The following is a 26900-nucleotide window of genomic DNA, read 5'->3' on the forward strand; positions in this document are numbered from 1 at the left end:
GGGGGTAGCGATATTATCGATAAACCGAAATTCTGCTTTTTCAATTATTTGCTGCCCTCACCCCAGCCCTCTCTCGCTACGCGAGCAATGCTTGTCCCACAGGGAGAGGGAGTATATCGGCGGTTTTACCTGCTCCCGTTCACACAAGAAAACAGGTATTCCCAGACTCTAAACAGGCTCTTAAAGGCTGTTTACCATTGAAAAATCCCCCTCCCCCGCAGGGCGAAGCCTGCAGCGGGCGGGTTCCCATACAAAAGGCGGCCGCATTTTGAATGGGGAGGGGGTGAGCGGTGTAGTGAATATAGTCATCCACCGTATGAGGCTTTCGATGGATGGCGATAACTACCGACAATTTAAAAGCCCGCTTTAATAGCGGGCTTTCTTTATGGCAGGGCGGTTATTGTTCGTAATAGGTGTAGCCGCGCAGGCCTGCCTCAAAGGCGTTTACCAGATGCTGCCGTTCGGCGGCGCTGATGGTGCCGTTGCGTACCGCGCGTTCGGCCGTTTGGCGGAACTGGGCGAGGAGGTTGTTCGGCTGGTATTCGACGTAGCTCAGCACGTCCGCTACCGAGTCGCCTTCGACTTCGCCGACAAAATCAAAGCTGCCGTCTTCGTTGATGTACACCGAGACAACGTGGGTGTCGCCGAGCAGGTTGTGCAGGTCGCCGAGGGTTTCCTGATAGGCACCGACGAGGAAGGCGCCGAGGTAATACTCTTCGCCTTCGCGGATTTCGTGCAGCGGCAGGGCGCGGCTGACTTCGCCGTTTTCCGGGAAGCGGTCGATTTTGCCGTCGCTGTCGCAGGTCATGTCGGCGATGATGCTGTTGCGCGTTGGCCGTTCCAGATGGCGGTGCAGCGGTACCACCGGGAAGATTTGGTCAATCGCCCAGGCGTCCGGCAGCGACTGGAAGACGCTGAAGTTGCCGTAGTAGATGTCGGCGAGCATGGTTTTCAGCACTTCCGGTTCGGAGAGGGCGTCCGGGTTGCGCTCGGCGATTTTCTGCACTTCGGCCATGATGACCATGAAGATTTGTTCGACGCGGGAGCGGGTGCGCAGGTCAAGCTGGCCGCGCATGAAGCCGTCGCGCGCTTCGTCGCGGTAGTACACGGCGTCGTTGAAGCATTCCTGCACGGTTTTGTCCGAAAGCATGCGGTAGCTTTCCATGAGGTTGTGCACGAGTTCGTTGTCTTCGTTGTTGTCGGCGGGCAGGCGGGCGTCGGTGTAGCCGGTCACGTCCAGGATGTTGAACATGAGGACGGTGGAGTAGGCAACGGTGGAACGGCCCGATTCGGTGACGATGGTCGGGTGTTCGATGCCTTTTTCGTCCATCACCGCCTGGATGGTTTCAACCACGTCCACGCAGTATTCTTCGAGGGTGTAGTTGCGCGAGTGGATGGCGGAGGTGCGGCTGCCGTCGTAGTCCACCGCGAGGCCGCCGCCGAGGTCAAGGAAGCGCATCGGTGCGCCTTCTTCGACGAGTTCGACGTAGTAGCGGCAGGCTTCGCGCACGCCGGTGCGGATGTCGCGGATGTTCGGGATTTGCGAGCCGAGGTGGTAGTGCAGGAATTGCAGGCAGTCGAGCATTCCCGCCGCTTTCAGGCCATCGATGACGCCGACGAGCTGGCTGGCGTTCAGGCCGAACATGGAGCGGTCGCCGCTGGTGGCGTTCCAGTGGCCGGAGACGTGCGAGAAGAGTTTGGCGCGCACGCCGATAACGGGGCGCACGCCCATCGCCTGCGAGCTTTCGACGATGATAGGCAGTTCTGCCGGGGTTTCGATGACGAAGATGACCTGGAAGCCGAGTTTGGTCATGCCGAGGCCGAGTTCGACGAATTCGCGGTCTTTGTAGCCGTTGCAGACGATGAGGGGGCCGGGCTCGGTCAGCATGGAGAGGGCAATCATGAGTTCGGCTTTGGAGCCGGCTTCGAGGCCGTGCTGCCAGGGTTTGCCGAAGCGGACGATGTCTTCAATCACTTGCGCCTGCTGGTTCACCTTGATGGGGAACACGCCCCGGTATTTGCCCCGGTAATGGCTGCTCGCGATGGCCTTGGCGAAGCTTTCGTTGATGAGGCGGATCTGGTTTTCGAGGATGTTTTGCACACGCAGCATCACGGGCATGGTTTTGCCGCGTACTTCCATGCCTTCGATGAGGTCAAGCATGGCGATTTCAGCGCTTTTGCCGCTTGCAAGCGGCGCGCAGATAACAAGGTTGCCGGCGTCGTTCAGGCGGAAGTAGCCCGCGCCCCAGCCGCTGATGCGGTAGAGTTCGTCGGCGTCAGCAATGCTCCAGTCTGTTTTTGCGTTCAATGTGAGTTCCTTGGGTTTGTATGGGAGGGAATTTACATACAGGTTGAGCGCTCAGGTGTATGTAAACGGGAGGGTCAAAGGGTCAGGTCTTCCGGCCAGACGATAAAGATTGCGCCAAAGCGGTTTTTGCGTATCACGCCGCCGATTTCTTTGCCCTTTTCGGTGAGGTCGTAACCTTTTTCCTGTTGTTCCTGCAAGCCGAGAGTGCAGAGTTTTTGATTGCATTCTTTGGTACTGATGCCATATTTTTCAGCCAGTTTGGAGGTACTCAATCCGCTATATTTTTTGGCGTGTTCTTCGGGCACATGATTTTCTGCCTGCTCCGTTTTTTCGCTTTTCTCCACGACATCAAGCGAAATTTTGACCTCATCGCTGATGCGGATGATGCGTTGCGCTTCGGCATAAGCATCCTGATAGAGCGCGCCATCGTCGCGTTCAATATAGACACCCATTTCGTTGTTATTGACCTGGCTGAATTCGTAGAGATTCAGGCTGGTGATAATGCAGGCACTTTCGCTGATATAGCATTTGGCGTGCAGGTTATGGCAATAACTAGTGCGGATGTAATGCAGGTTTTTCAGCCAGTTCACTTCGGCGGGCTGAAGTTCGCTTTTGCCATAGACAATGCGCACGTCAATTTTCAACCGGTCTTTGTCTTCAAGCAATTCCTTGATGCGGTCATTCAGTTTGAGATAGGGGTTAATCAGCCAAAGGCGTTCACGGCTGTTTTTGATGAGTTTTTCAAGGTAATAGGTTGTGGCGCTGGTGTTGAGGAATTTGGGCATCGTTTTTCCCTTGCAATGTGCATTGGTATTTCTGCTTGTGCGCGTTGCAGTCGCGCAATCATGAGGGGATGATATAGCGATACTCACAAAGTTCTGTACAAGACGCGCCGCCGAAGGCAGTACAGATTAGGCACTGTTTACAATTGACCATAACATGATGATTTCATTAGCAGGTTTGGTTAAGACCTGTTTACCATTCAGCCGTAAACACGCCCAATCCAATGCGGTTGCGTGGCGACGATTTTGTGAGCTACACCATTAGTTTGTAGGGTGTGTGCCGCAGGCACGCACGCGTTTGCCGATGTCAAATTCCCGCGTGCGTGTCGGCTACGCCGCCACACACCCTACGCACGGAGCCCGACCGCTGCGGGGTTCGCCCTGCGGAGGAGGGAGGCCTAAATTGTAAACAGCCCCTAGTACGGCGAGGCGGACAACACCGTACAGGGCTTTGTGAGGATTGCGATATACGACATAGTGTAGCAGTGTTTGTTAGGTTTGCCGCCTGCAAAAAATGCCCACAGGCGGCGAGCGGGTGCCGTGTTATCCTGCGAAACGCCCGCTTGCCATCCGCCATTACTCGACAAGCAGCGGCGAAACGGAATGCGTCATTATCCCTTTTGCTGGGAGCAATACCGGCCTGCGCTGTCACGTTCACGCCTACGACCGAAAGCGCAATGCCTTCCGTGATTTTGTCATCACCCGCATCGAAACGCCGACCCGCTGACGCTTTACGGCGTGGAAAACGCCGCTCTCGCGCCTGGATACCAGCCGCCACAACACGCCTAAAGGAGCCCCCATGCACCCCATCACCCCGCAACAAAGCCAATACCTCGCCTGGCAACTCACCCGGCGCGCCGCCAGCGACAGCATCGAATCACTCGCCGCGACCCTGGTCGATGCGCAAGTGGATCTCAACCCGCACCAAGTCGATGCCGCACTCTTTGCCTGCCGCAATCCCCTCTCACGCGGCGTCATCCTTGCCGATGAAGTTGGCCTCGGCAAAACCATCGAAGCTGGGCTGGTCATCGCACAACGCCGCGCCGAGCGGCGGCGCAAAATCCTCATCATCACCCCCGCCAACCTGCGCAAACAGTGGCACCAAGAATTACAGGACAAATTCGGCCTCGGCAGCATCATCCTCGAAAGCAAAAACTACAACGCCCTGCGCAAAAGCCAAGCCAACCCCTTCAACCAAGAAAACATCATCATCTGCTCCTACCAGTTTGCGAAAAGCAAGGCGGACGACATCCAGCGCATCCATTGGGATCTGGCGGTGCTGGACGAAGCGCACCGCCTGCGCAACGTTTACAAAAGCGGCAACATCACCGCCCGCACCCTCAAAGAGGCGATGACCCACGTCCACGCCAAAGTCCTGCTCACCGCCACCCCGCTGCAAAACACCCTGCTCGAACTCTACGGCCTGGTCAGCATCATTGACGACCGCGTATTTGGCGACCTTGACAGCTTCCGCAGCCAATTCACCAACCGAGCAAACCACAATGCCCTGCGCGCCCGCCTCGCCCCCGTGTGCAAACGCACCCTGCGCCAGCAAGTGCAGCCCTACGTCTCCTACACCGCGCGCCGCGCCATCGTGCAGGAGTTCACGCCGACGGCTGAAGAACGCGAACTCTCGCGCCTCGTCGCCGACTACCTGCGCCGCCCCAACCTGCAAGCGCTGCCCGAAGGCCAGCGGCAACTCATCTCGCTCGTTTTGTGGAAACTGCTCGCCTCATCCAGCCGCGCCATTGCCGGGGCGCTGGCGACCATGGCAGAGCGCCTGCAAACCCTGCTCGACAGCGGCAACAGCGACGCGCTCGCGCAAAGCCTCAACGAAGACTACGAAAGCCTTGCCGATACCGCCGACGAATGGGACGATGACGAAGGCGAAGCCGCGCCCACAAGCGAACACGACGTCATCGCCGCCGAAATCGCCGAACTCAAGCGCTACAAGGCGCTTGCCGACAACATCCGCAACGACGGCAAAGGACAAAAACTCTGCGCCGCGCTCGACAAAGCCTTCGCCGAACTCGAACGCTTAGGAGCTGCAAAAAAAGCCATCATCTTCACCGAATCACGCCGCACCCAGGACTACCTGCTCGAACTGCTGGAACACACCCCCTACGGCGACGGCATCGTCCTCTTTAACGGCAGCAACAGCGACGCCCGCGCACAAAGCATCTACAAAGACTGGCTCAAGCGCCATGCCGGCAGCGACCGCATCACCGGCTCCAAAACCGCCGACACCCGCGCCGCGCTGGTGGAGCACTTCAAAGAACGCGGCAAAATCATGATTGCCACCGAAGCGGGCGCAGAAGGCATCAACCTGCAATTCTGCTCGCTGGTCATCAACTACGACCTGCCCTGGAACCCGCAGCGCATCGAACAGCGCATCGGCCGCTGCCACCGCTACGGGCAAAAACACGACGTCGTCGTGGTGAACTTCGTTGACCTCTCCAACGAAGCGGACGCGCGCGTGTACGAACTGCTCGCCCAAAAATTCCAACTCTTTGAAGGCGTCTTCGGCGCCAGCGACGAAGTGCTGGGGGCGATTGGCTCCGGTGTGGACTTTGAGCGGCGCATCGCCGACATCTACCGCAGCTGCCGCACCCCCAAAGAAATCGAGGCGAGCTTCGCCCGGCTGCGACAAGACCTCGCCGGCGAAATCAACGAAGCCATGCACAAAACCAGGCAAATCGTGCTGGAAAACTTCGACGAAAAAGTACAAGAAAAACTGCGCATCAGCGCCGCCGACAGCCGCAGCCGCTACGAACGGATGCTGCTTGACATCAGCCGTGCCGAACTGGGCGGCCGCGCCCGCTTCGATAAAGACGGCTTCACCCTGCAGCAAATACCGCCCGGCATCACGGACGGCATCGCCCTAGGACGCTACGAACTGCCACGCCGCACGGGCGACGCCCACCTCTACCGCATTACCCATCCGCTGGCGCAATGGACGCTCGCACAAGCCAAAAACCGCCGCCTTGCCGCCGCGCTGTCAAAGTGGCTGGCTTATAATTGGCACTTCTCCTTAGAATAGGGAATAAACGGTATTGGCTAAAAGACACTATTTAGAAGATGAATACTGTAAAATAAACAAAAAGCTGTTTATGCTATTGGAAAAAATTAAAACAGCACGTATATAATTGCTGTGTCAGGTTAAAATATAGATGGTATAAAATAGTGTGCTTTATCATTTTTTACTTTTCTCCTCCCTTTTCTATGGGAAAACAGAATTTTCAGATTCAGCAAGCTACAGCATTGGTAGGTAAGTAATGGTTGAAAAATATTTTCATCCTTTAACCAAAGTATATTTTGGGAAATCACCAAAATATAATTATTTTATAGAGACAATACTTCATTGGCCGGTAACAATATGAATAATTTGTTTATATCAAGGTATTTCCCAAATATTATAAATGATTTTCAGGAAATATAAATTTATGAATATTAGCAGTGAAACGCTTGATTTTTATATCAAGAATTCAAGAAAGTCATTGGATGAATTGCAGAAAGATATAAAGGATATAAAATTATTTATGAGCGGAAATAAACAGCCGACTTTTGGACAAGTTTCTGATATTGCAAGGAAGTTAAATATTCCAACAGGATTATTAATGTTGGACAGACCGGTTGAAATAAAAAATACCAAATTGGATTTTAGAACCCTTGATTCCATTCGCATTAATACAATAAGTGAAGAATTACGTGATACTATTGTTGAAATGGAAACAAAACAGGATTTTTTACGTGAAGAAATAGATTTTACACTAGATTTTATCAAATCTTTTTCTATTAATGATGATATATTGTCAGTGGCAATGGAGATTCGTAAAAAACTCCAAGTAGAAAAGAATTTTTACAAAGACATCCCAAGAGAAAAAATATTAAATTTTTTAAAAGAAAAAATCAGTAATCTTGGGGTATTTATATTTTTCAATGGAAAGGTAGGAGATAATACACATAGACCGTTAAGCTTAGAAGAGTTTCGCGGTTTTGTATTAACTGACGACAAGGCTCCTATTATCTTTATTAATCAAAGAGACGAGTCTATAAATGGGAAAATATTTACATTAATACATGAACTGGTGCATTTATTTATAGGAACAGATGAAATATTTACAGAAATAGATGCTGGAGATTATAAATATAATAAGACAGAATCCTTTGTAAATAAGGTAACTGCAGAATTTTTAGTGCCTGCAGAAGAATTTATTAAAAACATATGTCAATTTGCAGATTCTGAAAATATTGAAAATAAAACTCAAATTCTCGCAAAAAACTTTTGTGTAAGTGAGTTTGTTATTATAAGACGACTATATGATCTAGGTTATGTTGATAAAACAGTTTATCTTGAGAAAGCGGAGGAGCTCACGAAGAAATATCAACAAATGCAAAAAAAGAATATTTCATCTCAAGGTGGTGGCAATTATAACAACAACTTGTCATTCAGAATAGATAAAAAATTTTTCAATTATGTGCAGCAAGCTTTGCAGCAAAATAAAATTTCTTATACTGACGCTTTTCGTATTATTGGTGTTAGTTTTAAGGGATATGCGGCTTTAAGGGATGGTGAATAATGGCCTTGTTATTTAAGGAAGACGATAAATATTTGCTAGACACAAATATTTACATTAATTTCTATGACCGTTATTATCGTTTTGAATATTTTCCAAGTTTTTGGGATTTGTTTGAAAAGCTAATGAATGAAAAAATTGTTTTCCCGAAAGTTGTAGCTGATGAGGTTACTAAAGGTGATGAATTTAAAACATGGATAGATAAAAAATTCACAGGTAATTTTTTAAACCATAAAAAATATGCTGAAATATGGGGTGAAGTTATCCAACATATCGCAAAACACCCTTGTTATAGTGATAGGGCATTAATTGAACCACGAAGTTGGTTACATGAGAAGATCGCAGATGGCTGGCTTATTGCTATTGCCAAAAAAGAAAGTTTAACCATTGTTAGTGATGAAAGAAAAAATCCAAATCTAAATTCTGCAAAACCTAGTGGTTATGTGAAAATACCTGATATTGCGGAAGATTTTGGAGTTAGATGTATTACAATGAATAGTTTCTTTAAAGAGATTGGATTCAGGCTTTAATAGAATTATTATATTAAATTAGAGTTTTATTTCCTATCTATACCTCAATAAGTTCAAAAGAAATTTATTAGTGGAATGTTATGTAGATAGGCAAGGTGATTCAGGTCGATTCGAGCAAGAGCGGCAAGGACGAGGAGGAGATGGTCGCCCGCCTGCTCGCGGTGGAAAGCCGCGACGAGTCGACGGAAATCGTCATTCACGTCAATATGTTAAAGGAAGGCTGGGACGTAACCAACCTCTACACCATCGTGCCGCTGCGTGCCGCCAACGCGCGCACGCTGGTGGAGCAGAGTATCGGGCGCGGCCTGCGCCTGCCCTACGGCAAGCGCACCGGGGTGAAGGCGGTAGATTGGTTGCATATCGTCGCCCACGACAAGTTTCAGGAAATTATTGACGAGGCGAACCGTGGCGATTCGCCGCTCCGGCTGGAAAAAATCATTCTGGACGCGCCTTCCGCTGACGATAAAAAGGTCAGCGTGCAGGTGGTATCCAATGTGGAAGCGCGGCTGGGGTTGGCGGGTGATGGCGCGTCGGCATCGCCTTTCACCAGCGAAGCGGAAAAAGCGGTGGCACGGGTGGCGCTGGAGGTCATCCAGGAATACGAAACCCGGCGCGATTTGTTGCCGACCAGCGACGCGCTACGCCAGCCCGAAGTACAGGCGGCAATTCAGGCGGAAGTGGCGGCGCGCTTGCAGCCCAAACAGGGCGAGTTGCTGCCCGATGTGGTGCTGGATGTGGCGGCAGTGGTAGCGGCGACGGCAGAAACCGTCGCGCAGCAGACGATTGATATTCCGCGCATTAGCGTCGTGCCGACAGGCGAGGTTACGACGGGCTTTCGTCCTTTCACCTTGGACGTCAGCGGGTTGCACTTGCAACCGGGCGCACATGAAATCGTCGGTCAGGCCTTGCGCACACATGAGCGTGTCACCCTGGCGGCAGAAAGCGGCCTGAAGGAACAGCGCGCAGAGGATTACATCGTCCACGCCCTGGTGGATTACGACGACATTGACTATTTCACCCAGTCGGCACTGCTGTACGAACTGGCGGGGCAGATGGTGCAACACCTGCGCAGTTATCTGGCGGAAGATGAGGTCATCAGCGTGCTGCAAGGGCAAGCCAAGCTCATCGCCGGGGAAATCCACGCACAAATGCAGGCGCATTTCTTTGCAGAAGCGGCGGGATTTGAGGTGCGGGTCAGCCGTGGCTTTACCGCGCTCAAGCCTTGCAACTTCACCGCGACGGCGGGCCAGCCGCACCATTTCCGCGAAACAGTCGCGGACGTCAGCTGCATCAAGAGCATGCTGTTTAACGGTTTTCAAAAATGCCTGTACCCGCTGCAAAAATTCCATTCCGATACCGAGCGGCGCTTTGCCGTCATCCTGGAGCGCGATGCGCAAAAGTGGTTCCGCCCGGTCAAGGGTCAATTTCAGATTTATTACCCGTCTGGCACGGAACAACCGGAATACATTCCCGATTTCGTCGCGGAAACGGACGGCGCCATTTTGATGGTCGAGACGAAAAAGCGCGCCGAGCTGGCGAGCGGCGAGGTGCAGGCGAAAGCGGCGGCCGCCGCGCGCTGGTGCGGGCAGGCAAGCGGCTATACCGCCAGTGCCGGCGGCAAGCCGTGGCACTATTTGCTGATTCCGCACGATGAAATTACGGAAGCGCTGCGCTTGCGTGATTTCCTACGGTTTGCGTGGCAGGCTGACAGCAACGCATAGGCTATTCAGACATATTGGACAAAAAGAGCTGTTTTGGAGAACTTCGCGTTTACGGGACAAAAAAGGAGCTATTCACCTTTTGGCTGTAAGAAATAATTCTTTATAAACCTTACATTATTCATCTTTCTCACCCCGTGATGACACCCCAACTTGCGCTTTAAATCGGCAAACCGTCCATCTAACAGATTAGTGGCGTTATGGATGCTCAAAGCAGGATGCGCCTCGAAGGTAAAGTTTCAGGCTCAGATACGCGCTTCTCAGTTTCTTATGCGGTGTAGTGCGATTCTCCCTTTCTTCGTTGACCATCCGCTTGTTGAGAAAGCTCTCATACTATTCAAACTATGCCTGCAAGGCTCTTTGAAAGCCTTCCTTGATGCTCTACTTTAGCGCTAGATGCTGTTTACAATTGGTCATAATTACGATGATTTTGTTCGTGGGTTGGGTTAGTGAGGTACGAGCGTAGCCCAACAATTTGACTCCACTTAAAGCCTTGTGCAGCGATTCTCAGCTCCTTTTTGTCCAATATTCCCGAAAATCCCCGCCATGCAGGCGGGGATTTTTCTGTACAGCCACCGCTACGACGCGGCGCAATCCGCTCGCGCCGGATTGACGCGGATATCAATGCCGCATTCGTCAAACCGTGCCAGCAGCGCTTCAATCCCCTCGCGTTCTTTCAGGGCAAATTCCGCCGGGTAGAGCGGCATCAGCGCGTAGAAGCGGACGGTTTCGCCGTCGCCGGTTTCCATTTCGGCAAAGGCGGGCGGCAGGCCGCGCGGCGGCAGTACCAGCAAGGCGGTGAATGGCGTCCCCGGCAGGGTTTGTGTCGCATCTTCGTTGAAGGTCACGGTATGGCCGTAGTCCAGCCAGGCCTGCTGTTCGTGCGGCAACCGCGCCAGGATGCGCAGCCACTGCGCCGGCCAGGCGCTGGCGGCGTCTTCTGCCTGCACGTCCCACTCCGGTGGCAGCGCCATTACCAGTTCCGCCCGGCGCTCCTCTCCGTCCGGGAAGGGCATCGGCAGGCTGCTCATGCCGCTGGTAATCAGCAGTTGGCAGGGCGGCGATGCCGCCGCCACATGGTAGAGATGCACGCGCAGCGGCTCCGGCGACAGGTCATGCAATACGCCGTCAATGGCGCCCGCCGTTTGTTCAATATGCGCGGCAATTTCTTCGTCGTATAAATCGACGGTATCGCTTTCCGGATATTCGCCCGCATTATCCAGCGTTTCGCCGGTATGGGCGAAAAAGGATTCCATGTCTTGCAGGTTTTCATTGCTTAAATCTTCGATGATGTCTTCCAGACAGGCATCAATGTTTGCAAACATCAGTAACAGGTCTGCACTTTCGCCATCGGGCTCGCCGCGCACGGCGATTATTTGTCCACTTTTGCCCGCATCCGCCGGGGCAAAATCGAGGCAATAGTAATCGTCGTTGTCATTCTGGAAGATGGGCAATCGCTTTTCGTGAAAGAGGATGTTTTGCACGGCATCGCCGTCTTCAAATTCATTCAGCCGGACTTTCGCCCATTCCGCGCCGAAGGTTTGTTGTACTTGTGCCTGTAACCGTGCCTGTACCGGGGCAATTTCCGCCAATGGCACGAGGCGGTAGGGAATGGCATTCAGGATTTCGCTTTCTTGTCCGCCCAGACGCAGATAGAGTTCGCGCAGGGTTTCCGGCAGGGTAATGTCATGCGCGGTTTCAAATGCGGCAATGGTTTCCGGGGTAGCGGGAGGATAGGCATAGCTTTCCAGCTCGTGTTCTGTGAGCCATTGCAAATAGCGGTCAATCAGGTTCATGGTTATTCCTTTTGTATAAGGGGATGGAATTATTCAGGCGCAATTATAGCAATCCCCACAAAGCCCTGTACGGCGTTGCGCCGCCTCGCCGTATTCCAGATACTGTCTTCGGCGGCGCGCCTTGTACAGAACTTTGTGAGTATCGCTATATATAAACGGGTTGAAACTTTTGCACACATGGCAGCAACCGGGCTGTCTATAATCCGGCCTTCTTTTTCAGCATTGGGGATTATGATGCGTTTCCGCTTTTTTTGCAGCGTGTGCTGCGCCTTGTGCCTGGCGGGGTGTGCGCCGCCGCGCTGCTGGACAGTTTACATACACCTTGAGCGCTCAGGTGTATGTAAATGGTGAGGGCGTTTACCGCTCCGCCTGCAACCTTGCTGACAGTATCTGACACACCCGTCTGCCATAATCGCCCTATCCAGCCGCAACCCAGGAAACCCGATGACCGCTACCCGCCGCACCCTGCTCAAAACTGCTGCCGTTTTATCCGCATTGGCGCACCCCGTCCTTGCCGCGCCGAACCGCGCCGCTTCCCCGTCAAACAGGAGCAATACCATGACCGCAACCCTGCATTACCAAAACGCCAAATTGTCCTACCAACTCGGTGGCAAAGCCGACGCGCCCGCCATCGTCCTGCTGCATGGCGGACTCGGTTCGGCGGAGGATTTCGCCCCGCTGCTGCCCCGCCTGCAAGCGCATTTCCGCACCCTCGCCATTGACACGCGCGGACACGGACGCTCCACGCGCGGCGACGTGCCGCTGACTTACGCCCAAACCGCCGACGATGCGCGGCAGATTATCGAAGCCGTCGGGCTGCGCCAGTTTCACCTGTTCGGATTCAGTGACGGCGGTGTAACCGCCTACCGTATCGCTGCCGCCGATGCCCGCGTGCAGTCCGTGCTGACCGTCGGCGCGCAATGGCACAGCCGCGACACCCCGCGCGAAATGATGGCAAGCCTCACCGTTGCCGATGTGCGCGAGCAGATGCCCGAACAGGTCGCCGCCTACCAAAAACACAACCCCCGCCCCGATTTGGACGCGCTGGTTGCCGACCTGCGCCGCCTGTGGACGGACGACACGGCGGCGGGGTTCCCGAATGAAAACACCGCCAACATCAAAGCCCCCGTGCTGGCGGTGCGCGGCGAAGACGATTTCCTGCTCTCCGCCGCAGTCCTGAACGGCTTGCGCCAAGTCCTGCCCGCCGCGCATCTGATGAACGTGCCGTTTGCCGCGCACGAAGTGATAAAAGAACAGCCCGATATTTTGTGGGCGGCGATGAAAGTGTTTTACCAACTGGCGTAGTGAGTAGGTCGGGCATTCATGCCCGACAAATCCCGGAAAATTAAAAAAACGTCGGGCATCAATGCCCGACCTGCAAACTGGTACAGCCCCAATCTTTAATCAGAAAAGCGAGGCAAATAAAATGCACAAAAAACTGTTTCTCTCCTCTTACTTCAAAGAAGTGGCGGCACTCCTGCCCGAATGTGCAGGCGAGCTTTCGGGCAAGCGCGTGGTATTTATTCCTGCCGCCAGCGTCGTGGAAAAAGTGGCGTTTTTCGTGAAATCAGGAAAAAAGGCATTGGAAAAACTGGGCATGGTGGTAGACGAGCTGGATTTGACCCAAGCCGACGCAGCAGAAATTCAGCGCAAAATCGCAGACAGCGACGCGATTTATATCTGCGGCGGCAATACCTTTTTCCTGTTGCAGGAAATGAAAAGAACGGGCGCGGACAAGTTGATTGCCGCCGCCGTCCATGCGGGAAAGCTCTATATCGGCGAATCGGCGGGCGCAATGGTGGCGGCGCACAATATCGAATACGCCGCCCTGATGGACACGCCGAAAAAAGCCCCCGATTTGCAAAGTTTTGATGCGTTGGGATTGGTGGATTTCTATCCCGTTCCCCACTATACCAATCCGCCGTTTCAAAAAGCTGCGCACAAAATGGCGGAGCAATACGGCGGGCAGTTCGAGATTAAAGCCATCAGCAACCATGAAGCGATTTGGGTGGACGGAGACAACATTGCCGTCAAAAGCGTGGCGCGGGCGGAACAGTAAAGTAGGTCGGGCATTCATGCCCGACACCCCCAACAAATTAAAAAAACGTCGGGCATCAATGCCCGGCCTGCAAACTCAATCACAGGAGCAAACATGAAATATTGGATAGGCACAGTTTCCCAGGAACACGTTTTACGCGGTGTAGCAGGCGGCTTTTGCCAAGTCTGCCACGGCAAAGCCGCCCCGCTCAACCGCATGAAACGCGGCGACTGGCTGCTGTATTACAGCCCCAAAATCCGTTTGGACGGCAACGAAAAGCTGCAAGCCTTTACCGCGTTCGGGCAAATTCTGGACGACCGAGCCCATCCGTTTCAGATGAGCGAAACCTTTATCCCGTTTCGCCGCAATGTGGCGTATGCCCAAATTGTGCGCGATTGTCCGCTAGACATTGCCCGCCAGCATGGCGAATGGAAACAATACGCCAACCTGCTGCGCTACGGGCATTTTGAAATTTCGCAAGATTTTTTCAACCGGGTTACAAACTATATGCTCAGGCAGCCTGAAAATGCACCCGCACACACGCCAAACCCACAGCAAGCCAGCCTGTTTTAACGCAGTTTGCACGTTCCCAATCCAGTCCGCGTGCGTGCCTGCGGCACACACCCTACAAACCAATGATGTAGCTCACAAAATCGTCGCCACGCAGCCGCATTGGCTTGGGCGTGTTTATGGCTGAATGGTAAACAGGCCTTAACCAAACCTGCGAATGAAATCATCATGTTATGACCAATTGTAAACAGCGCCTAAGCCAACCTGCAAAGCTCACGGCGATGTGTTCTGAAAACGCCCCGCCCGCGCCGATTGGCGCTAATATTGCCGCATTCCCAACCTACCCGGAGGTGTCATCATGACCACGCAAACTTTCCCCGCTGGCGGCGCTTTGATCGGCTGGCATAACGGCCAATGGCAGGTGCCGGACCATCCCTGGATTGGCTGCATCGCCGGCGACGGCATCGGCCCGGAAATCATGCAGGCGTCGCGCCGCGTCTGGGATGCCGCCGTCCGTGCCGCTTATGGCGACCGCCGCCGCATCGTCTGGTGTGATTTGCCGCTCGGTGAAGCCGCTGCCGCGCAAGGCGGCGATGCTTTCCCGCCAGACACGCTCGCCGCACTGCGCCAGTTGCGCGTCGCCATCAAGGGGCCTTTGACCACGCCGGTGGGCGGCGGTTTCCGCTCGCTCAATGTCGCCCTGCGGCAGACGCTTGACCTCTATGCCTGCGTCCGCCCGGTGCGTCATTACGCGGGCGTCCCCTCGCCGATGCTGCGCCCCGACGACCTTGATGTCGTCATCTTCCGCGAGAATACCGAAGATGTTTATGCGGGCATCGAATACGCGGCGGGCAGCGCGGAAAACGCCAAGCTGGCCGACTTCCTGCGGCGCGAACTGGGCGCGCAATTTTTCGACGGCGCGGCGCTGGGCATCAAGTCCGTCTCCGCATTTGCCAGCAAGCGGCTGATTCAAATGGCGATTGAATACGCCATCGCCCACGGGCGGCGCAGCGTGACCCTCGTCCACAAGGGCAACATCATGAAATATACCGAAGGCGCGTTCCGCGAATGGGGCTACGAGGTCGCGCGCGAGCTTTTCCCCGGCCAGACGGTGCGCGAGGATGAATGCGACGGCGAGCCGCCTGCGGGCAAAATCGTCATCAAGGATCGTATTGCCGATGCGATGTTCCAGATGATGCTGCTGCGCCCGGCGGAATATGACGTTATCGCCACCCTGAACCTGAACGGCGACTACCTCTCCGACGCGCTCGCGGCGCAGGTCGGCGGCATCGGCATCGCCCCCGGCGCGAACATCGGCGCGGGTTTGGCCGTTTTTGAAGCAACGCACGGCAGCGCGCCGAAACACGCGGGCAAAAACCGCGCCAATCCCAGCTCGCTCCTGCTCTCCGGGGTGATGATGCTGGAGCATCTCGGCTGGATTGAAGCGGCAGAACGCATCAACCGCGCCTATGCCGCGACCATCGCCGCGAAAACCGTCACCTACGACTTCGCCCGCCTGATGGACGGCGCGACCGAAGTCAGCACCAGCGCCTTTGCTGACGCGCTGCTGGAGCATCTCGCATGAGTGAACTGGAACAGATGCGGGAGCTGCTCGCCGCGCTTGAACTGGCACTGCTGGACGCGGGCTGGTGGGGCAGCGACGCGCCGGACGCGGCGGCACTCGCCAGCACCGAGCCGTTTTGCGTCGATACGCTCACCTTCAGCGAATGGCTGCAATGGGTCTATATTCCGAAAATGCACGCCTGGATGGCGCGCGAGCAGGCGCTGCCGGAGCGCAGCGGCCTGCTGCCGATTGCCGAGGAGGCGTGGCGCGGCAGCGCGGCAAACACCGACGGACTACTGCTGGTGATGCGCGCATTGGACGGGCTTGTCAATGGCGATGCCGACACGCCGCAGCATCTGCACGCCATCCGCCGCCGCTATCAGCGGCATTAACGGAAAACGCCACGCAAGTGGCGTTTCCTTTGGGCTATGGGCGGGTTGCGTTGCTTTGAATGCGGGACTATCGCCATCCACCGAAAATCTCAGAACCTGTTTAGAGTCTGCGGGTGAAATTCCCCCTCCCCTGCAGGGCGAAGCCCGCTGCGGGTGCTACGCGCCCTGCAAGGGAGGGGGACAATTCGGCGCAGCAATTCAAATTTGTATGGATAACCGGGATTTTGAATAGGTTCTTAAGTACGCCGGGCCATAATGGCCGCGCACAAACGTTATTTCAATAAGTATTACTATTTGAACTGCGAAATCTTGATTAGTAAATCAAATGATAAAAGCTCCCCGCCGCAACAAAAAATCGTTTGACAACAACAAATTAAAAAACCGTCCGCAAAAATTCCCGTCCGCAGCAAAACAAAATTTGACGCCGCTATAAACCGCCGCGATACTCGCCGCCCCTTATCAATTCAACCGGAGAAAATCCATGAAAGGCAATGCCGAAGTTATCGCTTATCTGAACGAACTCACCGCTGGCGAACTCGCCGCGCGCGACCAGTATTTCATCCACGCGCGGATGTACGACGAGTGGGGCTACACCAAGCTCTTTGAGGCCAACCACCACGAAATGCAGCACGAAACCGAGCACGCCACGCTGATGATCAAGCGTGTGCTCATGCTGGAAGGCACGCCGAACATGGTGCCGGAAGCACTACACATCGGCACGGACGTGAAATCCATGATCGAAAACGATCTGCAACTGGAATACAAGGTGCGCGACGCCCTGAAAAAAGGCATCGCCCTCTGCGAAAAGCACCAGGACTACGTCACCCGCAATATGCTGATTGACCAGTTGAAAGATACCGAGGAAGACCACGCGCACTGGCTCGAACAGCAACTGCGCCAAATTGAAGACATGGGGCTTGCCAACTACCTGCAAAGCCAGCTCTAAGGGGGCGCCATGCAAATTACCCCGGAAGTGCTCGCCAGCCTCAACCGGCTGCTGCGGCACGAGCTGACCGTTATCAACCAGTATTTCCTCCATGCGCGGATGCTGAACAACTGGGGCTATGACGACCTCGGCCACACCATCTACAAGCAGTCCATCCGCGCGATGAAAAACGCCGACAAGCTCATTGCCCGCATTTTCCTGCTGGAAGGGCTGCCCAACCTGCAAGACCTCGGCAAACTGCTGATTGGCGAGACGGTTGCCGAAGCCATTGCCTGCGATTTACAGGCGGCAGAGGCGCAACACGCCGATCTGGTTGCCGCCGTCAAACTGCTGGGCGAACAGCGCGATTTCGTCTCGCGCACCCTGGTGAAGGAATTGCTCGATGATGTTGAGGAATATATTGACTGGCTGGAAACGCAGCAAGACCTGATGGCATCGCTTGGCACGCCGAACTACCTGCAACAGGCAGTCGGCAGTGGCGACGCTCATTGAGCGTAACGCGCACAAGAAAGAACCCCGCTCCGGCGGGGTTCTTTGTGAGCGACAGATGCCGCTGTCTTGCGGGATGGCAGGCAGGGGCGATAAAACCGCAACTTGTATTTCAGCGGCTGGTCGTCGTGACGACAAAACCATGAATGGCGCTATCGGCGGCCTGCTGAATCTTCTGCCAGTCCGGCAACAGCTGGCGGTCATAGAGCAAACTGGCATCTACTTTCATGTCGCCGCTGACGCTGAAATAGTGGCTGCACGGCGGGTGCGGCACGGCGTTGTTGGAGCAGCGGATATAGGCATTGACGTGTCCCGCCGCATCGCGGTGGACGAACACGTCATCCGCACTGTGATTCTCGCGCCAGGGCAGGTTATTGGCAGGGTTGATGCCGGGGACGATATAGCGCTCCAAGCCAAATTCATAGTCATCGCCATCGCGTTGATAGACCGGGGAATCGCTGGAATAGCCGCGTTCAAAGTCGCTGGCTATATAGCGGTCCCAGACGTGCTCGCCTTGGTGGTAGCGCGTGCCGCTGGCAATGCCTACTCTTATCCAGGGATTGGGTAACATCTCGATTTCCCGCTTGTATTGTGCGTAGTTTTTGCGGGTATCCAGCAGGGTTTGGTCGCGGTAGCGCATACGGAAACTAAAGGAATCAATAGAGCTCTTTCCAAACCAGGCGAAGGTATACGTTTTTTCGAATTTGTATCCCTGCCCCCACCCCAACCCTCCCCCACGGGGGAGGGAGCCGTTATGCGGCAGATTCTAATAACTGCTGCCGTATCGCATATGGATGGTCATGAAATCATTGCTATTTTTGCAGTCAATGAGTCCCCTCCCCCTGTGGGGGAGGGTTAGGGTGGGGGCAGCAGACAATAGCTCGGCAGGTTTGGGATTTTATCGGGTTGTCGTGCAAGTTATGGTTTGGAAGGAAGTCTAATGATGGATTGGTAGTTGCGCACTGGCGGCTGGTAGTTGCGCAGTTTTTCCCTGTCCCAACCGGGGGAGTCGTCGTATTCGAGCAGGCTGACTACTGAAGACGGCAGATTGACCGGATAGCCGCCCAAATTACCAATGATGTAGGGATTGCCGTAGGCGTCTTGGGGCGCGTCCAGCGGCTGCTGCTCGGCGGCGCCGTGCATGACACGGGAAAGCGCCGCCACGTCTTCCATCGTGGGCGGTGGCGGCGCGGGCGTTTCCGCCGTGGTGCGTGCTTTCATCTGTCCGTAAGCGATAACGATGGCAGCGGTTGCGAGGAGCAATGCGCCTGCGGCGAGGTAGTGGGGGCGTGCTTTTCTCATGTTTTTTTCCGGTCACCGTTCCAGCAGCGCTGCGCCGTCGCTGTCGTGCAGGCGGGAGAAAATGAGCGCGGAGGCGAAGGTGATGCCGCCGACGGCGATGAAGGTGTAGCGGAAGGCGGTGTGCAGCTCGCCGTGGCTGATGCCGTCCAGGCTGAATATTTTCAGCAGCAGCGCGCCGATGGCGATACCGAAGCTGGTGGAGAGTTGCTGGTTGACCGAAAGCAGGCTGTTGCCGCTGCTGTTTTGGTCGGGGCGCAGGTCGGCGATGGAGAGCGTGTTCATCGCGGTAAATTGCAGCGAGTTGCCCAGTCCGGTGACGAAAAGCAGCGCCACCCACACCCAGACGGGCGTGTGCTGCGGCGGGATGGCGACTGCCGCCATCAGCAGGCCGAGCAGGCAGGTATTGGCAAGGATGGTGCGGCGGTAGCCGTAGCGGGCGATGACCGGCTTGACGAAAGGCTTGGCGACGATGGCACCGACCACGGTCGGGGTCATCAGCCAGCCGGAGAGGCTGGCGCTGTAGCCGAACGCGACCTGATACAGCAGCGGCATGAGGAAGGGCATGGCGCCGATGCCGAGGCGGCTGACGAGGTTGCCGGTGAGGCCGATGCGGAAGGTGCGCACCAAAATGAGGCTTACCGGAAAGAGCGGATGGTCGCTGCACCGTGCGTGGCGCAGGTAGGCAAAGGCGCTGGCGAGCGACAGTACCGCGAGCAAGAGCGCCCACGGCAGGTTGGCGCCGCCGTGCGGGGCGATTTCCAGGGCGAGGGTCAGCCCGGTGGCGGTGATGGCAATCAGCACGAAGCCGCTGGCGTCAAAGCGGGTGTCGCCATAGACGTCCGGCATGATGGGAATGGCACAGAGGATGCCGATGATGCCGAAGGGGATATTGATGAGGAAAATCCAGTGCCAGCTCGCGTACTGGACGAGGTAGCCGCCGACCAGCGGGCCGAGGATGGGGCCGATGAGCGCGGGCATGATGGCGTAATTGATGGCGTTGATGAGCCGGTTTTTTTCATAGACTTTCAGCAGCGCCAGGCGCGGCACCGGCATGATGATGGCGCCGCCCATGCCCTGAATGATGCGCGCGCCGACGAGCATCGGCAGGCTGGTGGCGAGCGCGCAGAGGAGCGAGCCGAGCATGAAGATGACGAGCGCGACGATGAAGGTTTTGCGCGTGCCGAAGCGGTCGGCGAGGTAGCCGCTGGCGGGGATGAGCAGGGCGACGGTGAGGGCGTAGGAGATGACGGCGGACTGCATATTGAGCGGCGAGACGTGCAGGTCGGCGGCGATGGCGGGCAGGGCGGTGTTCAAGATGGTCGCATCCAGCATCTGCATGAAGATGGAGATGGCCATCAACAGCGGAAGCCAGCGCGAGGGCGGGGCGGTGGTGTTCATGAATGGGTCTGGCAAAAGCGGACGGTCATTATCGTTTTTTCTGTTTTTTTGGCAATGGCGACGCGGGCGTGATGGCGCTTTTCCGTGGTTTTTTATATGGCTGGCGCGGGTGCCGTTTTTCCCTTTTGCGCCTTCGGCAAATGTTCTAAAATTGCGCCCGTTTGCGATTTGTTCATTTTTTTATGGTTGTCGCAGGCGTCCCGCAATTTTGGATTTTTTTATGCAAAAACCGACAACGACCGAGATTGCCGCGAAGGGTGGCAAGTCCGGTATGAGCCTGTTTTTGGTTACCGTCTTTATGGCGACGGTAGCTTGGTTTGTGTGGTGGGGACTGGGTTATACCGGTTTCAATCACCCTTTTGTCTTCATCCTCGCCTGCGCTTTTGGCCTGTTCATGGCCTTCAATATCGGCGGCAATGACGTCGCCAATTCTTTTGGCACCTCCGTCGGCGCCGGCACGCTTTCCATTACCCAGGCGCTGATTGTCGCCGCCCTGTTCGAGGTCAGCGGCGCGCTGATTGCGGGCAAGGAGGTGACGGATACCATCAGCAAGGGCATCGTTGATTTGTCGGCGATTGACATCCAGCCGATGCAGTTCGTTTTCGTGATGATGAGCGCGCTCATCGCCGCCGCCTTGTGGCTGCTGTTCGCCTCGTACAAGGGGCTGCCCGTCTCCACCACTCATTCCATCATCGGCGGCATCGTCGGCGCGTCTGTCGCGCTTGGTATCAGCCAGCACAGCAACGCCGCCTTTTCGCTGGTGTACTGGCACAAAATCGGCCAGATTGGTATGTCGTGGGTGATTTCGCCGGTGCTTGGCGGCATCATGGCGTGGATTGTCTATGGGCAAATCAAGAAACACGTGCTGATGCACGGTACCGTCGCCGACCACGCCACATATTCCCGCCGCGTCAAAAGTCTGCGCACCCGCGTCCACCAGCCGATGACCAAACGCATCAGCCAGATTCATTCGATGATGATGCTGCGCGAGGACGACGGCGCGCACGCCCCCGGCACGGAGGCGGAAAAGGTGCTGGCGCGACGCGCGCTGCGGGTGTGGATTCCGCTGATTGCGATGTTCGGCGCGCTGATGATTACCTCCATGCTGCTGTTTAAGGGGCTGAAAAATCTGAATCTTGGCCTTTCCGACACGCAATACGGCCTCATCATCATCGCCGTCAGCGCCACCGTCTGGTTCGTGGTGCGCCGCTATGCCCGCCGTTTCCGCAGCGGCGAGGTCAATCGTGCCACTTATATCCTTTTTAGCTGGATGCAGGTGGTGACTGCCTCCGGCTTTGCCTTCAGCCACGGCTCGAACGACATCGCCAACGCCATCGGCCCGTTTGCCGCCATCATTGACGTGCTGAAGAATCAAGCCATCGGCGACGGTGCCATCCCGGTGCCGACCGTCGCCATGGCAACCTTCGGCGTCGCGCTGGTAGCGGGGCTGTGGTTCATTGGCCGCGAAGTGATTGCCACCGTCGGCACCCATCTCGCCGAGATGAGCCCGGCAGCGGGATTCACCGCCGAGCTGGCCGCCGCCATTGTCGTCATGCTCGCTTCTTCGCTCGGTCTGCCTGTTTCCAGCACGCATATCCTTGTCGGCGCGATTCTCGGCATCGGCCTGGTGAACCGCAACGCCAACTGGCGGCTGATGAAGCCGATTGCGCTCGCCTGGCTGATTACCGTCCCCGCCGCCGGGCTGTGCGCCGCGCTGGCGTTCGTGCTGTTTAACGCGGTGTTTTAGCAAAATTTTCTTGCCACACTCAGGGGCGGTTGGCACTCAACCGCCCGTCCAGTCCAAGCCGCCTGCCGTGGCTTTTTCATTCCCAAACGGAGCAACCCCATGGAAACCCTCTGGGCGACCGCCATCACCCTCTTTTTCATCATGGACCCGCTCGGCAACGTCCCGGTCTTCCTCGTTGTCCTGAAACCCGTCGCCGAACACCGCCGCAGCCGCATCATCCTGCGCGAACTGCTGATTGCGCTCGTGGTCATGCTGCTCTTCCTCTTTGCCGGCCCCGCGATGCTGCGTGCGCTCGGCATCACCCCGGAAGCCGTCGCCATCGCGGGCGGACTGGTGCTGCTCATCATCGCCATCCGCATGATTTTCCCGCTGCGCGGCGGCTCCATCATGGGCGGCGACGAAGACGAAGGCGAACCGCTGCTGGTCCCGCTCGCCATCCCGCTGCTTGCCGGGCCGTCGCTGTTGGCGACGCTGATGTTGCGCGCCCACAGCGGCGACATCCTGCACCACACCCTGCCCGCGCTGCTCATTGCCTGGTGTGCCACCGCCGCCATTTTGCTCTCCTCGCCCTTCCTCTATCGCATCTTCGGCAATCGCGGCCTGAAAGCGATGGAGCGGCTGATGGGGATGGTGCTGATCTGTATCTCGGTGCAGATGCTGCTTAATGCCTTCGCCCGCCTCGCACATTGACCACAAAAAATCCCGCGCAATGGCGGGATTTTTCATGACAGGCGACCGCTATCAAAGCGCTGCTTCAATCCGTGCGCGGATGGCGTCCAGCTCGCCGCTGCCGTCAATGCTGCGCAATTTGCCTTGCGCTTGGTAATAGGCAATCAGCGGCTTGGTCTGTGCTTCAAAGACTTTGAGACGGTTGCGGATGGTTTCTTCATTGTCGTCGCTTCGGCCACGGGCGAGCATCCGTTTGACGATTTCTTCGTTATCCACTTGCAGCTCGATGACGCAGTCAATCTGGCTGCCGCGCCCGGCGAGCAGTTTGTCCAGCGCTTCCGCCTGGGCGATGGTGCGCGGGAAGCCGTCAAACAGCGCGCCGTTGTCGCCGAGGCGGGCGGCAATCATCGCAATGACGATGTCGTCGGAGACCAGCGCGCCGCTGTCCATGATGCTTTTCGCCTGGCGACCGAGTTCGCTGTCGGCGGCGATTTCAGCACGCAGCATATCGCCGGTGGAAAGGTGGGTGAGGCCGTGTTGTTCAATGAGGAATGCTGCCTGGGTGCCTTTGCCTGAGCCGGGTGCGCCGAGCAGGATGATGTTCATGGTTTTTTCCTGGTTTTGTGTGTGAAGTTGCGTAGGTTATCACATGGCCGGGTGTTTTTCTTGTGTTAGAATAATGGGGCATTTTGCACATTGTCTGTTTTTTTATGAGGTGTTTTATGTTGAAATTTACTGAAGATCATGAGTGGATTCGCGTCGAAGGTTCTGTCGGCACGGTGGGCATTACCGATTTTGCCCAGGATGCCTTGGGCGATATTGTTTTTGTGGAATTGCCGGAAGTCGGGCGGCAAGTCGCGGTTGGCGATGAAGCCGCGGTGATTGAATCGGTGAAAGCCGCCGGCGAAGTAAAAAGTCCGGTATCCGGCGAGGTGGTGGAAGTGAATCAGGCTTTGGTCGATGAGCCCGGTTTGATGAATACCGCGCCGGAATCCGATGGCTGGGTGTACAAGGTGCAACTCGCCGATGTGGCGGAGCTGGATGGCTTGATGGACGAGGCCGCCTATCGCGCTTTTGCCCAAAAATAATTTTCCTTTTGTAGCGCCGCGCGAGTGGCGCTTTTTGCTTTTTTGTGGAGGATTTTGTCGTGTCTGTTCATGCGCCTTTTGTTGCCCGCCATATTGGCCCTTCTCCCGCCGAACAGGAGAAAATGTTAAAACTTTTGGGTTTCAGTAATCTCGATGATTTTATTGATGCGGTCGTGCCGCAGGATATCCGGTGCAAGGAGATGCGATTGCCCGCCGCGCTTTCAGAACGTGAGGCGCTGGCGGCATTGCAGAAGATTGCCAACAAGAATGAAGTTTTCCGTTCGCTGATTGGTCAGGGCTATTACGGCACAATTGTGCCGCCGGTCATTCAGCGCAATATTCTGGAGAATCCGGCGTGGTACACCTCTTATACGCCGTATCAGCCGGAAATTTCACAAGGACGTCTGGAAGCCTTATTGAATTTTCAGACGATGGTCTGCGATTTGACGGCAATGGAAATTGCCAATGCCTCATTGCTCGATGAAGCAACCGCGGCGGCGGAAGCGATGACCCTCGCGCGGCGGCAAAGCAAGGTGAAATCCAATGTCTTCCTCGTCGATCAGCGCGTGCATCCGCAGACGATTGACGTGCTATTAACCCGCGCCGGTTATCAGGACATCGAAATCGCGGTCGTGGATTGCAAAAACGATTTGCCGCAGACCGAATACTTTGGCGTCTTGGTGCAATACCCGGACACCCACGGCCACGTCGCCGATTACCGCAGTCTCGCCGAAATCGCCCATGCCAACGGCGCGGTGCTGGTGGTCGCCACCGACCTGCTCGCCTTGACCGTGCTCACCCCGCCGGGCGAATGGAACGCCGACATCGTCGTCGGCAATGCGCAGCGCTTCGGCGTACCGCTTGGTTTTGGCGGCCCGCACGCGGCGTTTATGGCAACGCGCGACAGTTTCAAGCGCTCAATGCCCGGCCGCCTTGTCGGCGTATCCGTCGATAGCCACGGCAAACCCGCCTACCGCCTCGCCCTGCAAACGCGCGAGCAGCATATCCGCCGCGAGAAGGCGACCAGTAATGTCTGCACCGCGCAAGCCTTGCTCGCCATCATGTCCGGCTGCTACGCCGTCTGGCACGGCGCGGAAGGGCTGCGCGCCATCGGCGTGCGCGTGCATCAGCTCGCCACCCAGCTCGCTTTGACCCTGGAAAAACACCACTTCAAATTCACTTACGAACACTTCTTCGACACGCTGCACATCGACGTCGGCACGCGCGCCGACCTCATCATGCAGCGCGCGCTCGATGCCGGTTACAACCTGCGCCGCATTGACGCCAGCAGCATCGGCGTTTCCCTCGACGAGCTGAGCAGCGAAGCGGAAGTCAAACTGTTGCTCGCCATCTTCACCGGACGCAGCGAAGAATTTGCCCTCGAAAAACCGCAGGCAATGCTGCCCGCCTTCGCCGTACGCAGCAGCCAGTACCTGACGCACCCGGTCTTCAAAGAACATCGCAGCGAGACCGAAATGATGCGTTACCTGCGCAAACTCGCCGACTGGGATTTGGCGCTCGACCGCACCATGATTCCGCTTGGTTCCTGCACGATGAAGCTGAACGCCGCCAGCGAGATGATGCCCGTTACCTGGAAGCAATTCACCGACATTCACCCCTTCGCGCCGCTGGAACAGGCGGAAGGTTTCCGCGAGATGTTTGACGAGCTGGAAGCGATGCTCGCCGAAGCCACCGGCTACGACGCCGTTTCGCTGCAGCCAAATTCCGGCGCGCAGGGCGAATACGCCGGCCTGCTCGCCATCCGTGCCTACCACGAAAGCCGCGGTGACAGCCAGCGCAACATCTGCCTCATCCCGCAGTCTGCGCACGGCACCAACCCGGCATCGGCGGCGCTTGCCGGCATGGAAGTCGTCATCGTCGCCTGCGACGAAGACGGCGACATCGACATCGCCGACCTCGTCCTCAAAGCCGAAGAACACGCCGACCGCCTCGCCGCCATCATGGTCACCTACCCCTCGACGCACGGCATCTTTGAGCGCAACATCCGCGAACTCTGCGCCATCATCCACGGCTACGGCGGCCAGGTTTACCTTGACGGCGCCAACTTCAACGCGCAAGTCGGTCTCGCCGCGCCCGGCCTCTACGGCTCCGACGTCTCGCACCTGAACCTGCACAAAACCTTCGCCATCCCGCACGGCGGCGGCGGCCCCGGTGTCGGCCCCATCGCTGTCAAAGAACACCTCAAACCCTTCCTGCCCGGCCACAGCGTCGTCCCGCTCGAACATCGCGGCGGCCTCGCCGTCAGCGCCGCGCCGTGGGGCAGCGCGCTGGTGGACGTCATCCCGTGGATGTACCTGCGGATGATGGGCGCGGACGGCCTGAAAAAAGCGAGCCAGGTCGCGATATTAAACGCCAACTACATCACCCAACGGCTCAAGGCGAACGGTGCCTACGAAGTGCTGTACAGCGATGCCGACGGCCACGTCGCGCACGAATGCATCATCGACGTCCGCCCGTTCAAGGACAGCGCCGGCGTCAGCGTGGATGACATCGCCAAACGGCTGATGGACTACGGCTTCCACGCGCCGACCATGAGCTTCCCCGTCCCCGGTACACTGATGATCGAGCCGACCGAAAGCGAAAGCCTCGCCGAACTCGATCGCTTCTGCGATGCCATGCTCGCCATCCGCGAAGAAATCCGCCGCATCGAAAACGGCGAATGGACGCACGAAGACAACCCGCTGGTGAACGCGCCGCATACCTTGGCTGACCTCACCGGCGACTGGAACCGTGGCTACGACCGCAAAACCGCCATCTACCCGCTGGACGGCATGAACCCGGCGAAATACCTGACCCCGGTCAACCGCGTCGATAATGTTTACGGTGACCGCCACCTCATCTGTAGCTGCATCCTGCCGCTGGAGTGGGACGCGACACGGAAGGCGTAACGACCGTGTGCGGCGCTGCCCTGGGGGCTGTTTGTAATTCAAACCCGCCCCGTTGCGGGCTTCGCTCTGCGGTCGCCCGCCGAACTACCCCCTCCCCCGTGGGGGAGGGTCGGGGTGGGGGCAGCAAACAAGCCGCG

General features: G+C 56.4%; 20 protein-coding genes and 3 pseudogenes. 16 read left to right on the plus strand and 7 right to left on the minus strand.

Translation table 11 applies throughout. The features are described 5' to 3' along the window. Positions 1 to 397: 397 nt before the first annotated feature. Both speA and ACO54Z_RS09430 read right to left on the minus strand, forming a co-directional pair. Entirely contained in the window at positions 398 to 2308 is a 1911-nt protein-coding gene (speA, locus tag ACO54Z_RS09425) for a biosynthetic arginine decarboxylase (protein WP_485996780.1), read from the minus strand. A gap of 74 nt (positions 2309 to 2382) precedes the next feature. After that, positions 2383 to 3093, minus strand: coding sequence for a phospholipase D family protein (locus ACO54Z_RS09430; RefSeq protein WP_485996781.1), 711 nt, complete (start codon positions 3091 to 3093; stop codon positions 2383 to 2385). A 547-nt stretch (positions 3094 to 3640) separates the two neighbouring features. Here ACO54Z_RS09430 and ACO54Z_RS09435 point away from each other — a divergent pair. From ACO54Z_RS09435 to ACO54Z_RS09455, 5 genes and pseudogenes are all read left to right on the plus strand, one after another. Continuing rightward, positions 3641 to 3811 (plus strand): annotated as a pseudogene (locus ACO54Z_RS09435) (WYL domain-containing protein); the annotation flags it as partial. Between the two features lie 78 nt (positions 3812 to 3889). Continuing rightward, positions 3890 to 6085, plus strand: a pseudogene (locus ACO54Z_RS09440) (SNF2-related protein); the annotation flags it as partial. A 448-nt stretch (positions 6086 to 6533) separates the two neighbouring features. Continuing rightward, entirely contained in the window at positions 6534 to 7670 is a 1137-nt protein-coding gene (locus tag ACO54Z_RS09445; protein ID WP_485996782.1) for an ImmA/IrrE family metallo-endopeptidase, read from the plus strand. Next, on the plus strand, positions 7670 to 8197 hold the full coding sequence (locus ACO54Z_RS09450) for a DUF4411 family protein (RefSeq protein WP_485996783.1): 528 nt from the start codon (positions 7670 to 7672) through the stop codon (positions 8195 to 8197). The genes ACO54Z_RS09445 and ACO54Z_RS09450 overlap by 1 nt, the downstream gene beginning before the upstream one ends. Before the next feature lie 89 nt (positions 8198 to 8286). Continuing rightward, a pseudogene (locus ACO54Z_RS09455) lies at positions 8287 to 9918 on the plus strand (type III restriction endonuclease subunit R); the annotation flags it as partial. A gap of 575 nt (positions 9919 to 10493) precedes the next feature. On the opposite strand, the gene ACO54Z_RS09460 reads toward ACO54Z_RS09455, so the two are convergent. After that, a complete protein-coding gene (locus ACO54Z_RS09460; RefSeq protein ID WP_485996784.1) occupies positions 10494 to 11711 on the minus strand; it encodes a suppressor of fused domain protein in 1218 nt (405 codons plus the stop codon). A gap of 558 nt (positions 11712 to 12269) precedes the next feature. Between ACO54Z_RS09460 and ACO54Z_RS09465 the strand changes: the two genes are divergently transcribed. The 7 genes from ACO54Z_RS09465 (at position 12270) to bfr (ACO54Z_RS09495) (ending at position 17653) form a co-directional block, all read left to right on the plus strand. Further along, positions 12270 to 13016, plus strand: a complete 747-nt coding sequence (locus ACO54Z_RS09465; protein WP_485996795.1) for an alpha/beta fold hydrolase — start codon at positions 12270 to 12272, stop codon at positions 13014 to 13016. Between the two features lie 121 nt (positions 13017 to 13137). Beyond that, entirely contained in the window at positions 13138 to 13770 is a 633-nt protein-coding gene (locus ACO54Z_RS09470; protein WP_485996796.1) for a Type 1 glutamine amidotransferase-like domain-containing protein, read from the plus strand. A 93-nt stretch (positions 13771 to 13863) separates the two neighbouring features. Continuing rightward, a complete protein-coding gene (locus tag ACO54Z_RS09475; protein WP_485996785.1) occupies positions 13864 to 14322 on the plus strand; it encodes an EVE domain-containing protein in 459 nt (152 codons plus the stop codon). 295 nt (positions 14323 to 14617) lie between these two features. After that, positions 14618 to 15844, plus strand: a complete 1227-nt coding sequence (gene icd, locus ACO54Z_RS09480) for an isocitrate dehydrogenase (NADP(+)) (protein WP_485996786.1) — start codon at positions 14618 to 14620, stop codon at positions 15842 to 15844. Next, on the plus strand, positions 15841 to 16215 hold the full coding sequence (locus ACO54Z_RS09485) for a YqcC family protein (RefSeq protein WP_485996787.1): 375 nt from the start codon (positions 15841 to 15843) through the stop codon (positions 16213 to 16215). The genes icd and ACO54Z_RS09485 overlap by 4 nt, the downstream gene beginning before the upstream one ends. 481 nt (positions 16216 to 16696) lie before the next feature. Continuing rightward, a complete protein-coding gene (gene bfr / locus ACO54Z_RS09490) occupies positions 16697 to 17161 on the plus strand; it encodes a bacterioferritin (protein WP_298080950.1) in 465 nt (154 codons plus the stop codon). A gap of 9 nt (positions 17162 to 17170) precedes the next feature. Further along, positions 17171 to 17653, plus strand: coding sequence for a bacterioferritin (gene bfr, locus ACO54Z_RS09495; RefSeq protein WP_485996788.1), 483 nt, complete (start codon positions 17171 to 17173; stop codon positions 17651 to 17653). A gap of 109 nt (positions 17654 to 17762) precedes the next feature. On the opposite strand, the gene ACO54Z_RS09500 is transcribed toward bfr (ACO54Z_RS09495), so the two are convergent. The 3 genes from ACO54Z_RS09500 to ACO54Z_RS09510 form a co-directional block, all read right to left on the minus strand. After that, positions 17763 to 18290, minus strand: a complete 528-nt coding sequence (locus tag ACO54Z_RS09500; protein WP_485996789.1) for a hypothetical protein — start codon at positions 18288 to 18290, stop codon at positions 17763 to 17765. A 278-nt stretch (positions 18291 to 18568) separates the two neighbouring features. Beyond that, positions 18569 to 18952, minus strand: a complete 384-nt coding sequence (locus ACO54Z_RS09505; protein WP_485996790.1) for a hypothetical protein — start codon at positions 18950 to 18952, stop codon at positions 18569 to 18571. A 12-nt stretch (positions 18953 to 18964) separates the two neighbouring features. Then, complete coding sequence (locus ACO54Z_RS09510; RefSeq protein ID WP_485996791.1) at positions 18965 to 20350, minus strand: MFS transporter; 1386 nt, start codon at positions 20348 to 20350, stop codon at positions 18965 to 18967. A gap of 220 nt (positions 20351 to 20570) precedes the next feature. Here ACO54Z_RS09510 and ACO54Z_RS09515 point away from each other — a divergent pair, with 220 nt between their 5' ends. Both ACO54Z_RS09515 and ACO54Z_RS09520 read left to right on the plus strand, forming a co-directional pair. After that, positions 20571 to 22097 (plus strand): inorganic phosphate transporter, encoded by a 1527-nt coding sequence (locus tag ACO54Z_RS09515; RefSeq protein ID WP_485996792.1) that lies wholly within the window; start codon positions 20571 to 20573, stop codon positions 22095 to 22097. 99 nt (positions 22098 to 22196) lie between these two features. Further along, positions 22197 to 22787, plus strand: coding sequence for a MarC family protein (locus ACO54Z_RS09520; RefSeq protein ID WP_298080945.1), 591 nt, complete (start codon positions 22197 to 22199; stop codon positions 22785 to 22787). Positions 22788 to 22838: 51 nt separating this feature from the next. Here ACO54Z_RS09520 and ACO54Z_RS09525 read toward each other — a convergent pair whose 3' ends face one another. Then, positions 22839 to 23372 (minus strand): adenylate kinase, encoded by a 534-nt coding sequence (locus ACO54Z_RS09525; RefSeq protein ID WP_298080943.1) that lies wholly within the window; start codon positions 23370 to 23372, stop codon positions 22839 to 22841. Positions 23373 to 23488: 116 nt separating this feature from the next. Between ACO54Z_RS09525 and gcvH the strand changes: the two genes are divergently transcribed. Beyond that, complete coding sequence (gene gcvH, locus ACO54Z_RS09530) at positions 23489 to 23854, plus strand: glycine cleavage system protein GcvH (RefSeq protein WP_485996793.1); 366 nt, start codon at positions 23489 to 23491, stop codon at positions 23852 to 23854. A 122-nt stretch (positions 23855 to 23976) separates the two neighbouring features. Next, positions 23977 to 26763, plus strand: a complete 2787-nt coding sequence (gene gcvP / locus ACO54Z_RS09535) for an aminomethyl-transferring glycine dehydrogenase (protein WP_485996794.1) — start codon at positions 23977 to 23979, stop codon at positions 26761 to 26763. The last annotated feature ends 137 nt before the right edge of the window (positions 26764 to 26900 follow it).

It is taken from the genome of Cardiobacterium sp. (assembly GCF_057314735.1).

Coding starts and splice junctions, on each gene's coding strand:
- ACO54Z_RS09430 (WP_485996781.1), bottom strand. CDS start 3,093: ATGCCCAAATTCCTCAACACCAGCGCCACAACCTATTACCTTGAAAAA.
- ACO54Z_RS09445 (WP_485996782.1), top strand. CDS start 6,534: ATGAATATTAGCAGTGAAACGCTTGATTTTTATATCAAGAATTCAAGA.
- ACO54Z_RS09450 (WP_485996783.1), top strand. CDS start 7,670: ATGGCCTTGTTATTTAAGGAAGACGATAAATATTTGCTAGACACAAAT.
- ACO54Z_RS09460 (WP_485996784.1), bottom strand. CDS start 11,711: ATGAACCTGATTGACCGCTATTTGCAATGGCTCACAGAACACGAGCTG.
- ACO54Z_RS09465 (WP_485996795.1), top strand. CDS start 12,270: ATGACCGCAACCCTGCATTACCAAAACGCCAAATTGTCCTACCAACTC.
- ACO54Z_RS09470 (WP_485996796.1), top strand. CDS start 13,138: ATGCACAAAAAACTGTTTCTCTCCTCTTACTTCAAAGAAGTGGCGGCA.
- ACO54Z_RS09475 (WP_485996785.1), top strand. CDS start 13,864: ATGAAATATTGGATAGGCACAGTTTCCCAGGAACACGTTTTACGCGGT.
- icd (WP_485996786.1), top strand. CDS start 14,618: ATGACCACGCAAACTTTCCCCGCTGGCGGCGCTTTGATCGGCTGGCAT.
- ACO54Z_RS09485 (WP_485996787.1), top strand. CDS start 15,841: ATGAGTGAACTGGAACAGATGCGGGAGCTGCTCGCCGCGCTTGAACTG.
- bfr (WP_298080950.1), top strand. CDS start 16,697: ATGAAAGGCAATGCCGAAGTTATCGCTTATCTGAACGAACTCACCGCT.
- bfr (WP_485996788.1), top strand. CDS start 17,171: ATGCAAATTACCCCGGAAGTGCTCGCCAGCCTCAACCGGCTGCTGCGG.
- ACO54Z_RS09500 (WP_485996789.1), bottom strand. CDS start 18,290: ATGCGCTACCGCGACCAAACCCTGCTGGATACCCGCAAAAACTACGCA.
- ACO54Z_RS09505 (WP_485996790.1), bottom strand. CDS start 18,952: ATGAGAAAAGCACGCCCCCACTACCTCGCCGCAGGCGCATTGCTCCTC.
- ACO54Z_RS09510 (WP_485996791.1), bottom strand. CDS start 20,350: ATGAACACCACCGCCCCGCCCTCGCGCTGGCTTCCGCTGTTGATGGCC.
- ACO54Z_RS09515 (WP_485996792.1), top strand. CDS start 20,571: ATGCAAAAACCGACAACGACCGAGATTGCCGCGAAGGGTGGCAAGTCC.
- ACO54Z_RS09520 (WP_298080945.1), top strand. CDS start 22,197: ATGGAAACCCTCTGGGCGACCGCCATCACCCTCTTTTTCATCATGGAC.
- ACO54Z_RS09525 (WP_298080943.1), bottom strand. CDS start 23,372: ATGAACATCATCCTGCTCGGCGCACCCGGCTCAGGCAAAGGCACCCAG.
- gcvH (WP_485996793.1), top strand. CDS start 23,489: ATGTTGAAATTTACTGAAGATCATGAGTGGATTCGCGTCGAAGGTTCT.
- gcvP (WP_485996794.1), top strand. CDS start 23,977: ATGTTAAAACTTTTGGGTTTCAGTAATCTCGATGATTTTATTGATGCG.